Annotated in this window: 10 protein-coding genes; 9 read left to right on the top strand and 1 reads right to left on the bottom strand. The window is 49.4% G+C overall.

Translation table 11 applies throughout. The features are described 5' to 3' along the window. From ABUA47_RS11145 to ABUA47_RS11110, 8 genes are all read left to right on the top strand, one after another. Nucleotides 1–1,275, top strand: a complete 1,275-nt coding sequence (locus ABUA47_RS11145; protein ID WP_008664745.1) for an ABC transporter permease — start codon at nt 1–3, stop codon at nt 1,273–1,275. Nucleotides 1,276–1,290: 15 nt separating this feature from the next. Next, entirely contained in the window at nt 1,291–2,550 is a 1,260-nt protein-coding gene (locus tag ABUA47_RS11140; protein ID WP_005831158.1) for an FtsX-like permease family protein, read from the top strand. A gap of 41 nt (nt 2,551–2,591) precedes the next feature. Continuing rightward, complete coding sequence (locus ABUA47_RS11135) at nt 2,592–3,215, top strand: GIN domain-containing protein (RefSeq protein WP_005837414.1); 624 nt, start codon at nt 2,592–2,594, stop codon at nt 3,213–3,215. A 52-nt stretch (nt 3,216–3,267) separates the two neighbouring features. Continuing rightward, complete coding sequence (locus tag ABUA47_RS11130) at nt 3,268–4,566, top strand: ABC transporter permease (RefSeq protein ID WP_005831154.1); 1,299 nt, start codon at nt 3,268–3,270, stop codon at nt 4,564–4,566. Between the two features lie 31 nt (nt 4,567–4,597). Beyond that, nucleotides 4,598–5,836, top strand: a complete 1,239-nt coding sequence (locus ABUA47_RS11125; RefSeq protein WP_005831152.1) for an ABC transporter permease — start codon at nt 4,598–4,600, stop codon at nt 5,834–5,836. Nucleotides 5,837–5,842: 6 nt separating this feature from the next. Then, nucleotides 5,843–7,075 carry an ABC transporter permease gene (locus ABUA47_RS11120; RefSeq protein WP_016274404.1) on the top strand — a complete coding sequence of 411 codons (1,233 nt, stop codon included), beginning with the start codon at nt 5,843–5,845 and terminating at the stop codon, nt 7,073–7,075. A 36-nt stretch (nt 7,076–7,111) separates the two neighbouring features. Further along, nucleotides 7,112–8,359, top strand: coding sequence for an ABC transporter permease (locus tag ABUA47_RS11115; RefSeq protein WP_035448741.1), 1,248 nt, complete (start codon nt 7,112–7,114; stop codon nt 8,357–8,359). A 93-nt stretch (nt 8,360–8,452) separates the two neighbouring features. After that, a complete protein-coding gene (locus ABUA47_RS11110; RefSeq protein ID WP_118358059.1) occupies nt 8,453–11,056 on the top strand; it encodes a PAS domain-containing sensor histidine kinase in 2,604 nt (867 codons plus the stop codon). On the opposite strand, the gene ABUA47_RS11105 is transcribed toward ABUA47_RS11110, so the two are convergent. Further along, the gene (locus ABUA47_RS11105) at nt 11,057–12,292 is read right to left on the bottom strand and encodes a fucose isomerase (protein ID WP_005831144.1); all 1,236 of its coding nucleotides are present in this window, start codon (nt 12,290–12,292) and stop codon (nt 11,057–11,059) included. 262 nt (nt 12,293–12,554) lie between these two features. Here ABUA47_RS11105 and ABUA47_RS11100 point away from each other — a divergent pair. After that, nucleotides 12,555–13,677, top strand: a 1,123-nt coding sequence (locus ABUA47_RS11100; protein ID WP_349831609.1) for a pyridoxal phosphate-dependent aminotransferase, incomplete at its 3' end; no start/stop codon positions are given.

Here is a 13,677-nt window from a genome sequence, read left to right as displayed (position 1 = left end):
ATGCAAACCGTAAGACAAGCTTTTACAATCTTGAAGCAGAATCCGCTGCTAAGTACGATTTCCATATTGGGTACGGCCTTTGCTATCACCATGATTATGGCTATTGTGATTACTTGGCAGACGAAATATGCTGACTTGGAACCGGAAGTGAACCGCAGTCGGTGTCTTTACTTTTCCGCTATGCACGTATACGACAAGGAAAAGGACGGCAATAATAATTGGAGTAATCCTTCGGCGGCATTTATGAAAGAATGCGTGCAGCCGGTGCCCGAAGTGGAATACTGTACGGCATTTTCCCCAGCCGGTTTGTCGTTGGCTTCGTTGACTGACGGTAACAATCGGGTGAAAGTGGATGCTATGCGGACAGATCCCGACTTCTGGAAAGTGTTCAGCATGCAGTTTCTTGCCGGACGCGGCTTCAGCGAAGCCGACCGTGCTGGAGAAAGCAAGGCTGTAGTAGTCTGTGCGTCTGTAGCGCGGAAACTGTATGGAAGTACAGATGTAGTGGGACAGGAATTCCTGCTGAACCGGGAACTTGCGCGTATCGTGGGAGTGGTGAAAGATGTTTCCGTCACTGCTAAGGATGCATATGCACAAGTATGGGGTATGTACAGTGCCGACGAACTGAAAATTACCGGAGTCCACAGTTATTTGGGAGGCATGCAGATTGCTGTATTGGCACGTACATCCGATGACTTTCCTGCCATCCGGGAGGGCATTGCCAAGCAGGTGGAACGTGTTAATGCCGGATTGGGTAATAAACAGATAGACATCATGGAACAGCCGGACAATATCGTGGCGCACGTCAACCACGTATGGGCTAATGTAGGGCCAGACTTGACAATGCTTTATCTTCAATATGCCGTAGCTTTATTTATCATTTTGTTGGTACCGTCACTCAATCTGTGTGGCTTGAGTAACAGCCGCATGCAGCAACGTATTACCGAATTAGGTGTACGTAAGGCTTTTGGAGGAACGAAAAGTGTGCTTGTGCGGCAGATACTGAACGAAAATCTGATGTTGACATTACTGGGTGGAGTAGTGGGACTGCTTTTCAGTTATTTGGCAGTATATGCCATGCGTATGTGGCTGTTCACCAATAATCAGAATGTGGGTACGTCGGGCGAGTTCAGCTTGAACATGGAGGCACTGTTTAGTCCGTGGGTATTCCTGCTGGCATTTGTTTTCTGTGTGGTCATCAATCTGTTGAGTGCGGCACTGCCTGCATGGATAGCGGCACGGCACACTATTGTAGATTCTTTGAATGATAAATAGAAGGAGGTACTTGATATGAAATTTACGATACATAACTTACGTATGATAAAGGCACGCTTCAGCAGTAACGGCTGGGTATTGGCTGAATTGTTCTTGGTATTCATCGTGATGTGGTTCCTCTGTGACTCACTGGGATGCATGAAATATACTTTCTACCGTCCGCTGGGTTATAATATTGAACATGTCTATAAATTATCCACCGTTGTAGGTGGAGAAAGTCGGGATACGAGTCTGACTGATGCCGATAAATATCTGGGTATATTGGCGAAATTGGAACAAGAGCCTTCCGTAGAGGCAGCTGCCCTTTGTTATTGGAGCCTTCCGATGAGTGGCAGTAATAGTTACAATGCGTTGGTTGTGCAAGATACTTCCTGGGTGCAAGGACGCTGTATTTATACGACTGGAGGATATATGGATGTTTTCCGGATAAGTGAGGACCCGCGTCACCCGTTCCGGGACACTCCCGCAGGATGGAACAATGTGACACTGAGTAATGCCGCTTTTGAACGTTTTCGTAAGAAAATGCCGGAGTTTTCGCAGACTACGCCGTTAGGTAATGGTGATTCTGTTACAATCATCAAGCAGATGGGGAAGACCGGTGCTTTCCGTTCCTATCGTTATGGAGTTGAGGAACCTTGGTTCTTTTATCATTTGGGAGAGAATATGATTAAGGCAGAGTTTGCCGACAATTGGTCGCAGATTGTTTTCCGCGTGAAGCCTGCTGCCGACGGACCGGATTATCGGGAGAAGTTTCTGCGCGAAATAGCGCCTAAACTGGACACGGACAATGCGTTTGTGGCAGATGCCGCTCCCTATACTGAACAACAGTTGCAGTTCGAGGTGATGAATGGCGATACGGATAAGGTGAACAGTCAGGCTGTGGTGGTGCTCTTCCTGCTGGTGAATGTATTTTTGGGGTTAATAGGCACCTTTTGGTTCCGTACTCGCCGCCGCCGTTCGGAGATAGCTCTACGGATGGCGATGGGCAGTACGCGTGGCGGTGTGTTTCGTTTACTGATAGGTGAGGGGTTACTGTTATTGGCGTTAGTGACATTGCCTGCCATGGTTGTATGCTACAATGTGGGGATGGCGGAATTTACTATAGGACGTACCTCTCTCATATCCACTTGGCCGATAGAGTGGAGTGTGATACGCTTCCTTGCAGGTTCTCTAGGGGCTTGGTTACTGATAGCTCTGATGGTAGTGATTGGAATATGGTTTCCGGCACGGCAGGCTATGAAGATTGAGCCGGCAGAGGCGTTGCATGAAGAGTAGTATGAAAAACAATAGAGGATTAACAATAAAAAAGAAGAAAAATGAAAACTAATATAGTAGGTATTATCATTGCATTGATATTGACATTTGTAGGTATGCTGAGTGTTTATGCACAAGATACCAAAGTGAGTGAAGTGCGCAAAGTGGATGCCTTTTCGTCCATTGAGATAACGTCTGTGGGAACAATTTATTTTACACAGAGTGACACTTATTCTTTCAAGATTGAAGGTAAGGAGAAGCACGTGAAGAATACAGAAACCACAGTGAAGGACGGCTGTCTGCTGATAGGCTTCAAGGATAGGAAAAACAAGAGCATGAGAAATCAGAAAGATGGCGTGACCATTTGGATTTCGGCTCCTGATTTGAAGAAGGTGGAGTTTACCGGTGTAGGGGAGTTCAATTGTGAGAAGCCCTTGAAACTGGATGAGGTGTCATTTGAGGTAAAGGGAGTGGGTGAAGTGAATGTATCCGATTTGACGTGTGACGAGCTGAAAGTTGCTTTGCGCGGAGTAGGTAGCGCCGATATTCATGTAGTCTGCGATTATTTGACTGCCAGAATGAGTGGTGTGGGTGACGTCACTTTGAGCGGAACTGCCGGGCATGCTGACATTTCTAAAGGAGGCATAGGCGGAGTGAATACATGTAACCTGAAGGTGGGCCGTTGAGTAGCGGTAACACCAATCGTAAATAGTAAATCGTCTAATCGTAAATATCAATATGATAAAGCAATACTTCACACAAGCCTGGGCACAGTTGCGGCAGCAACCGATGATTAGTGCCGTCAGCATAGCCGGTACGGCACTTGCCATCTTCCTCATCATGCTGGTGGTGATGATGCAGCAGGTGAAGGTAGCTCCGTTTGCTCCGGAGAGCAACCGCGACCGCTTTCTACATGTGCATTATATGAGCATCACCAACAAAAGCTGGGGAGAGGGAAACAGTTCCAACGGACCGATGGGGATAAAGACTGCGCTTGAGTGCTTCAAATCGCTGAAGACCCCCGAAGCAGTAACGATTTATACCTGTATGGTCATTTCTACCCCCGTGAATCTGCCGGGACAACCTGCAACGGGTATCGACCTGTTGCAGACAGATGATACTTTCTGGCGTGTGTTTGATTTCTCTTTTGTTGCCGGGAAACCTTATGACCAGGCTACATTCGATGCCGGACTACCTGTAGCGGTAATTACGGAAAGTGTAGCGCGCAGGTTATTCCAGACAACGGAGGCTGTTGGTCGCGAATTCCTTTTGAACCATGCTCCTTATACAGTGTCCGGTGTAGTGAAGGATGTTTCTACTTTGGCCAACACTGCCTATGCGCAGGTATGGGTGCCCTATACTTCTACTGAGATAACGAAAAGCACATGGAGTGATGAGCATATGGGGATGATGAGCGTTACCATTCTGGCGAAAAGCCGTGATGATTTTCCTGCTATTCGTGAGGAGACGGAACGCCGCCGTCAGGAGTACGACACTGTAATTGGCGAGAATGGTTATTCGTTGATTTACCGTAACCGTCCTTATGACCAGGAGAAAAATGCCGCAGGAATGGCTGCCAACATCGAACCGGACGTGGACCAGGCACGCAGGCAGCGTCTCATTATCTTCATCATTCTACTGATTGTTCCTGCCATCAACCTCAGCTCGATGACGCAGAGCCGTCTGCGCCAGCGTGTGGCAGAGATTGGTGTGCGCCGGGCATTCGGTTCAACGAGACTGGAACTGATGGGGCAAATCATTGCAGAAAATCTGGTGGTGACATTGCTGGCAGGGGTGATGGGATTGTTGCTGAGTGTAGCATTCGCTTATTTGGGAAATACACTGCTGTTTGCGCAGGAATTCAGCCAGACGCTGAGTCCTCCGGCAGTGGATGCAAGCATATTGCTGCATGGCTCCACCTTTGGCTGGGCGTTGTTGTTCTGCTTTGTGCTGAACTTACTAAGTTCCGGTATTCCCGCATGGCGTGCATCAAGAATAGGGATTGTAAATGCATTGGGCGGACGTTTGCATAAATAACTCCATCACAAAACATTAATCATTGAAGAAAATGACTAAGAAACTTCTTACACAGATAAAGAATGAATGGCTCTCAAACCTATGGTTGGTGTTGGAGTTATTGGTAGTGAGTGTAGTGATGTGGTACGTGGTAGACTATCTCTACACGCGCGCCGCCACCTATCTGGAGCCGAGAGGCTTTAATATAGAGCACTGCTACCTTATAGAGTTGGGGGAACTGACACCCAAAAGTCCCGACTACATAGCCGGGCATACCTCTCAGCAGACCCACGATGACATAGCCGAGTTGTTGGAGCGTCTGCGTCGTCGGCCGGAGATAGAAGCGGTCAGCCTTTCGCAGAATTCATATCCTTACAACGGAAGCAATTCAGGCGCTGAAGTAAGCTATGACACTTTGCGTTCTCCCGGTTGGACCATCCGCAGGTTAGTGACACCGGACTTTCCCCGTGTATTCCGCTATCGGGGCACGCGTGGCGAGACACCCGAACAATTGGCTGAAATGTTGGAGCGCGGGGAGTTTATGGCTTCGGATAACCTCTACCGGAAATACGACCGCCGGATGACAGATCTCGTAGGCCAGCGGTTCTATCTTTTTGGTGATACTACGAAGACCTACCGGCTGGGTGCTGCACTGCAAAATGTACGCTATCACGATTATGACCAGGCGCGAAGCTCATATTCCATGATGGTGAAGCAGAGTTTCTACTATATCGGTCTCGAACTTTGTGTCCGCGTCCGTGAAGGGCAGGACAATGACTTCATTGAGAGGCTGAAGGCAGACAGTGAGAGCCAGTTCCGCATAGGCAATATCTTCATTTCGGAGATACGTTCTTTCAAGGATATTCGTCGCAACTACCAGCAGGCATGGACCAATGACATCCGTAACTATGTGATGGGTATGGGATTCCTACTGCTGAACATTTTCCTCGGCTTGCTCGGAACATTCTGGTTCCGTACGCAGCAACGCCGTTCGGAGATAGCACTGCACAAAGCGCATGGAGCGACAGACCGTGCCATCTTCAGCCGGCTGCTTAGTGAAGGGATATTGTTGTTGGCAATTGTCACCCCCGTTGCATTGCTCATCGATTATAATCTTGCACACCTGGAGTTGAATTCCTGGAGGAACGGTACGACGTTGGAGTGGGACCGCCTGCTGCTCTGTGCTGCCATCAGCTTTGTGCTGATTACCCTAATGATTGTCATCGGTATAGGTATTCCCGCCCGCAAGGCGATGAAGGTGCAGCCTGCCGAAGCATTGCACGATGAATAGAAAGCTATGGAACAAATTTTAGCTCTTATCCGCCAGAATCCCTTTTTCAGTGCTGTTTCCGTCATCGGTACGGCAGTGAGTATAACCTTTGTCATGGTCATTTACATGGTGTATGACATCCAGACGGCTGACTTGGCTCCCGAGTCGCACCGCAGTAGCATGGTATATTCTTCTTATGGATACTCTTACCGCAAGTCCGACCACAGCAATTCCAATACGGGCATGTCTTATCGGGCTGTCAACGCTATTTTTGCAGAACTTCCGGGTGCGGAACTTGTCACCTATCTGGGACCTACCTATCTTAGATACTGTGGGGATTCGCCCGTGCGGGGAATGCGCCGTACGGTTCGTCAGGTGGATTTGAACTATTGGCGTGTCTACGATATCCCTCTTGTGGCGGGCCGTCTTTTCAGTACCGAAGAGTTCGATGCTTGCCGGGATGTCGTGGTTATAGGCGAACAGCTTGCCCGCGAAGCTTTCGGGTCTGCCGAAGCAGCCATTGGCAAAAATTATTTTGTCAACTTTCGCCCTAAGCGCATTGTCGGGGTCACCAAGGATGTGAGCTCTCTGTTCACATTTGCCTATGGAGAGTTGTGGATGCCTTATTCCACCCGGGATTCCGGTCTGGGCAGTGAAGGGCTACGGGGAGATTTCGAGGCTGTGGCCCTTGTCAAGCCCGGTGTCGGCAGAGAGGAACTCAAGCGGCAGATAGAACAGTCGCTTGCCCGCTTCAACGAGATACTGGTCGAATATGAACTGGAGCTTCCCGACCTCAGCACCTATACGGAACGGCAGTTCTTCCGTAATGACACGATGAGTCCTGCCGTAACCTGCATCATCCTGGGTTTGATATTGCTTATTGTGCCCGCTATCAATGTCAGCGGACTTATATCTTCGCAAATGTCCCGTCGCATGGCTGAGCTTGCGGTAAGGAAAGCATACGGCGCCAGCCGTTCTACCTTGATGGTGCAGTTGCTCCGCGAGAACCTGGCCTTGGCATTTGCCGGCGCATTGCTCGGTTTTCTCTTTTCGTGCATATTCCTATGGCTGGGTAAGGACTGGATGCTTGGCGATGGTGCTCCCGGAACGAATTTTGATGTAAGCGTCTGGCTCTTCCTCCGTCCTGCGGTTTTCGTGGCTGTATTGGTGGTGTGTCTGTTGTTCAACCTGCTTTCTGTGTTTATTCCTGCCTGGCATGCCACCCGTCGCCCTATAGCCGAGGTTCTTGGCGGAGAATGAGCGGATAAACGAATCCCAATTAAAACAGTAACGAGTATGATACATTCTATTTTACACCAGATATGGAACCAGCGCCGCAGTAACGGCTGGCTGTTTGCCGAGCTGTTGATTGTATTTACATTGATGTGGTATTGTGTGGATGTACTCTATGGCTTTGCCCATACAGAACGGCAGCCTAAGGGGTATGATTTGGAGCATGTCTATAAGATAAGGATTTCCTGCAATCCCACACAGATAGTGCCGTGCACGTCGGAAGACAGCCTGCAGACCTTCTGGTTCAAGCCGATGGAGGAAGTGCTCCGGCGTATCAGGCAATATCCTGCAGTGGAAAGTGCTGCCACGTGGCTGGGTACCGATACTTATACCCGCGGGCGTGTTTACCAGGGGTATACGACGGACAGCGTGCATGTTGTCGAGACTACAGTGCGCTATGTGTCTCCCGAATATTTCGACGTCATGCGCATTCCGCTGTTGCAGGGGAATGTCTCGGATTGGAATTCCACTGCCAGTCCTCTGCCTGCCGTGGTGACCCGTGATTTGGCAGACAGTCTTTTTCAGACAAGTGCCAGGGCGGTGGGCCGCGAGTTTCTGGATTATTACAGCGGAGGTCTCCGTTACCGTGTCTCTGCAGTCTGTGCTTTGCAGAAGACGGATGACTATGCCCGTTACGGACCTTTTGTCCTGACTCCTTTCCCCGGTTGGTTCTATGAGGACCAGTACCTCCCGTTCATCTCCCTACGGATACGTCCGGAGGCGGATACGGATAATTTTGCAGCCCGTTTTTATCAGGATATGATGTCGCAGCTGCAGGTCGCTCCATTCTATCTTTTCGACATACAGAGCTATAAGGACCAGAAGATAGAGCGGGATGCTGCCGAAGGAATCACCCCGTATATCCGCAGCGCAAGGCTCATTGTGATATTCTTTGTTTTCAATGTATTCATCGGGCTGATGGGAACTTTTTGGTTCCGTACCCGCCATCGCCGCAGCGAGATTGCTTTGCGCATGGCCATGGGCAGCAGCCGCGGAAGAATACGCTGGCAATTGCTGGGTGAAGGGTTGCTGCTGTTGGCACTTGCTTCCATCCCCGCTTTGATGATATGTATCAATATGGTTATGGCAGATGTCACTTTTACGGAAGCCACGGATGCCACTTGGGGGAGATTTGTCATATGCGTTTCTATTGTCTGGATATTGATGGCATTGATGGTGATTGCAGGAATCTGGTATCCGGCTTCACGGGCCATGAAGGTACAGCCTGCCGAAGCATTGCACGATGAGTGAGTTTTTTTTGAATAATCTGTGCTCATTCTCAATATAACTTGTATATTTGCGTGACGAATAAGAGTTTTGCGTTGAGTATACAAAATCTATATTATGATGAAACGCCTTTTCTTTCCATTGTTTGCAGGCTTGTTGTGGTTGATGTCGGGAACACTTTCGGCTACGGAACGTACGTACAATGTACTTTTCATACAGTCCTATACAAAAAATACTCCTTGGTACAGCCTTCTGACAGAAAATTTGGAGAACGGACTGGACAAGGGGGGAGTTAAAGCCAATATCACTACTGAATATCTGAATGCCGATTACTGGTCTTTCGCTTCCGAGTGCTTCATCATGCGCCGCATCTGCGAGCGTGCCAGGCAACGGAAAACGGACTTGATTGTGACCTCCAGCGATGAGGCTTTCTTCACATTGACCCATTGCGGTGATTCCCTGCCTTATCAGATACCGGTAGTGGTTTCGGGTATCAAATACCCGGATGAGAGGGTCTTTGAAAGAATGCCCAACGTCTCCGGCTATGTTTCGAAAACGGATTTCGATGTCTTGCTGGATGCGGCTGTCCGCATGTTTCCTTCCCGCAGGGAGTTGGTCTGTCTGTCCGACAGCAGTTTCCTGAGCCTTAAAGGGGTTAAGGCTGTGGAGGAATCCTGGGAACGCATAAAGAGCAACTATCCGGAGCATGAGTTGAAAGTGCTGAATGTGCAGGCCAAGTCCTTGAACTCTATCATCACTTCCATTTGCTATGACTACAATGCCTACAAGCATATTGTCATTGCTCCCAAATGGATTCCCTTTCTTTCCTTGAAGTTGAAGGCCCCCGTGTTTACCAGCCAGAACCTGGCTATGACGAACGGTGTTCTGTGTGTGTACGATGCCGTTCCCGGAGAGGATGCCTTTGCCGCCGGCCGGCAGGCTGCAAGTATTTTGAAGGGCAAGTCGCCCGCTTCATTGGGAGTAAAGGACTTTGGGGGCAAGTTACTGTTCGATTACAAACAGTTGCAGTTTTTCCGTGTGGACACGAACCGTGCGGAGAGCAAGGGCATCGTTTTGAATATACCGCTGGTGGAGCGCTACCGTGTCTGGTTCATTCTGTTCTATTCGCTGATTGTCGGGGCATTGGTGCTGCTGGTTGCCTGGCTTTTCCGTGCCAACCGCAGGGAGTCGCGCAAGCGCATACATGCCCAGACCCGCTTGTTGATACAGCACCGCCTGGTGGAGCAGCGCGACGAGTTCGACAATATCTTCTGTTCCATTCGCGACGGCTTGATTACGTATGATACCGACCTGCGCATCCATTTTGTCAACCGTCCGTTGCTACAGATGCTGGGACTTTCTTCCGAGACCTATACGTCCCGTTTCTATGAAGGGCAGATGGCCGGCTCCATTTTTAGGATTTACATGAATGGAGAAAATATCCTGCAGGACTTGTTGAAGAAAGTACGTACCGGCAAGAGCCCTATTCCTATTCCGGAGAAAGCCTTCATGCAGGAGAACCATCAGGGAACGTATTTCCCCGTTTCCGGCGAGGTGGTACCTATCTTTGCCAATGAAAAGATGACGGGAATGGCGATTGTATGCCGCAATATCTCCGAAGAGGAGATGCAGAGGCGCTTTTTCAACATGGCGGTGGAGGAGAGCTCCATTTATCCGTGGCAGTACAACATGCGTATGAACCGCTTCCATTTCCCAGGTGGATTGCTGCGCCGTTTCGGGTATATAGGTGATACGGACTTGCTGACGCGTGATGAGATGGATGCCCTTATACATCCGGAAGACTTGCCGCATATGCGCAGGAATTTTGATGCCATTCTGTTGGGTAATGAAATCAATTCACGGATGAGTTTCCGGTTGAAGAGTGTGGACGGGAGCTATGAATGGTGGGAGTTTCGCAGTACCGCTTATGACGGCCTGACGGTCGATACCCCATACATGGTGTTGGGAGTATGCCAAAGCATCCAGCGTTACAAGGATACGGAGGAAGCCCTGATTGCCGCACGTGACCGTGCCTTGCAGGCCGACAAGCTCAAATCTGCGTTCCTTGCCAATATGAGCCATGAGATACGTACCCCTCTGAATGCCATTGTCGGCTTCTCGGATTTATTGAAGGACTTGGACGCTTTTTCTCCGGAAGAGGTAAAGCAGTTCGTCGAAACAATCAACATCAACTGTACGTTGCTGCTGGCGTTGATAAACGATATTCTGGACCTCTCGCGCATAGAATCGGGCACGATGGACTTTAAGTTCGGAGCATTCAACCTGGCGTTCATCATGCAGGAGGTCCATGAATCCCAGCGTCTGAGTATGCCTCGGGATGTAGAGCTGCGTATAGAGATTCCGGAAGGGGAAGACAAATTGGTCATCACCGATTCCGTCCGCTTGAAGCAGGTCGTGAACAACTTGATAAACAATGCCAAGAAATTCACGGTAACGGGCAGCATCACCTTCGGCTATGTCACGAACCGGGAAGGATATACCACCATCTTTGTCGAAGACACGGGAAGCGGTATCTCTGAAGACGCCCAGAAACATATCTTCGAACGCTTTTACAAAGAAGACAGCTTTACGCAGGGCGCCGGTTTGGGGCTGAGCATTTGCCAGACCATCGTAGACCGCCTGCATGGTTCTATCTCGGTCTCCTCAGAGTTGGGAAAAGGAACGCGTTTCGAGGTGGTGATACCGGATGCGAACGAGTAATCATTCAATCCGTTTGCAGGCATTGGCTTGCAGGAACTCTTCCAATATATCCTCGTAATTGCCATACAGCATGATGTGGTGGTTGCCCAGCGGTGTCTTGAGGAAATAGTCGGCAGGGGAGTTCATTTTTATCCGCACTTGGGTGCGGCACATATTGATGTAGTTTGTATTCTCAACAAGCGTGCCGGTGCTCAAGTAATATTCGTCCAGGCTTTCGCTTCCGCATTTTACGATGGTTACATCTCCCGTCGGCAGGATTCCCTGAATACCGATGCCGCTTTCCGTCTCAAAATGGTTGCGTATGATGAACTGCTCCGTTTGTGCGATGCCGATGGTGCAGTGTGCCAATATGATTTCATTGGTACGGGCATTTATCATGGAAGGATTGGCCATGAAGGAGTTTTTCCCCGTCAGCACTTTTACGGCCAGCATGGTGAAGACGGATTGCAAATCGCCTTCACATCCGGCAATGATTCCTTCGTCGTTCAGCAAGGCAAGGGCAAGGCAGCCGGTGGTTCCCGTTTGGTCTATCAGGCGGAAGCAGCTGAGGGTAATGGCGCTCAGTCGCTCTTCCTCTACAATCCTCTTGATGGCTCGATACAGCCGCATGGCTTTTATCATGTCTTCGGGGCTTGCCTCTCGGCAGGCAAGCGCTTTTCCTGCCAGTCCGGCGCATGCTTCGCCCACCTCGTCGTCCGTTATCTGTCCGTAGTATTCATAAATGCGGTCCAATGAGACGTCTGTGTACTCGATACCCCAGCGGCGTTTGGCAAGCAGATAATCCACATTGCTGGCAACGAGCCAGCTGGACGGAGTGCCCATTACGCCGATGCGCATGCCGAAAAGGCTGCGTTGTGCCACGAAATTGCTGTGCAGGACAAAAATACGCTTGATGGTCTCGGGGAGCTCTCCGTGAAGAATCTCGCTTTTCATTCCCCGGCCGCGCAGCCAGGAAGATATTTCGAGAGCGGCGGCCAGTGAGTTCTGCATGCCGTCTGCCAAGAGGATGGCGGGGCGGGGAAGGGATTCGAAATGCTGGATTACCAGCCGTTCCACACCTCCGGTGGCAATGAATATAATACTGAAGTCATCGGGTGATAACTTGTCTATGTCTTTGTAATCAATGAAGTTGACGGTAAAGTATTTTTCCAATTCAGTCAATATCACTTCGTGGGAGCTACGGACTGATGCTTGTTTATGCAGTATGGAAGCAAAAGTTATAAGGTTGATGACCATGGTGTTATTTACTATTTGACTATTTACTATTTACAATTGATTCTACTTGGCTCGTTTGCTTTTTCAAAGATACAAGTTTCTGTTTACATATCATAGAGTTTTTACGATAGATAAGTTTTTTAAAGTTTTTATGGTCTTGCCTTCCTTTTGGTTTCAAATAATTCGCTACATTTGCAACTTTAATGATAAAGTGATAGCAATATCACCTATAAATACTCTATTAAATAGTAAATCATAAATCGTCAAATAGTAAATAAACCTCATGCCAACAATATCTATTCGCGGAATGGAGATGCCCGCATCTCCTATCAGAAAACTGGCTCCTCTGGCAGATGCTGCCAAGCAGAGGGGTATACATGTATTTCACCTGAACATCGGTCAACCCGACCTGCCTACTCCGGAAGTCGCGATTGAAGCGATACGGAACATCGACCGGAAAGTTCTGGAATACAGTCCCAGTGCGGGATATCGCAGTTACCGAGAGAAGTTGGTGGGTTACTATGCAAAGTACAATATCAATCTGACTGCAGACGACATCATCATCACTTCCGGCGGCTCGGAGGCGGTGTTGTTCTCTTTCCTGGCTTGCCTCAATCCGGGGGATGAAATCATTGTTCCCGAGCCGGCCTATGCCAATTATATGGCGTTTGCCATCTCTGCCGGAGCCAAGATACGCACCATTGCCACGACCATCGAAGAGGGTTTCTCGTTGCCCAAGGTAGAGAAGTTCGAGGAGTTGATTAACGAGCGCACACGTGCTATTTTGATTTGCAATCCCAACAATCCTACGGGTTACCTCTATACACGCCGTGAAATGAACCAGATTCGCGACCTTGTGAAGAAGTACGATTTGTTCCTCTTCTCGGACGAGGTGTACCGTGAATTTATTTATACGGGTTCTCCCTATATCTCTGCCTGCCATCTGGAGGGCATTGAGAACAATGTGGTGCTGATTGATTCCGTGTCCAAGCGCTATTCGGAGTGCGGCATCCGCATCGGTGCCCTGATAACGAAGAACAAGGAAATCCGGGATGCTGTCATGAAGTTCTGCCAGGCGCGTCTCAGTCCTCCGTTGATTGGCCAGATTGCCGCAGAAGCATCGCTGGATGCCGATGAGGATTATCTGCGCGACACATACGATGAATATGTAGAACGCCGTAAATGCTTGATTGACGGATTGAACCGTATACCGGGCGTATATTCGCCCATCCCGATGGGAGCCTTCTATACGGTGGCAAAGCTTCCGGTAGATGATTCGGACAAGTTCTGTGCCTGGTGTCTGTCGGAGTTCGAGTACGAGGGACAGACGGTGTTCATGGCGCCTGCCTCCGGATTCTATACTACGCCGGGTTCCGGTCGCAACGAAGTGCGTATCGCATACGTAC

It is taken from the genome of Bacteroides sp. RTP31139st1_H2_RTP31139_211217, assembly GCF_040227615.1.
GTDB classification, from domain to species: Bacteria; Bacteroidota; Bacteroidia; order Bacteroidales; family Bacteroidaceae; genus Bacteroides; species Bacteroides uniformis.
This window is presented reverse-complemented; position numbering and strand designations above follow the sequence as displayed.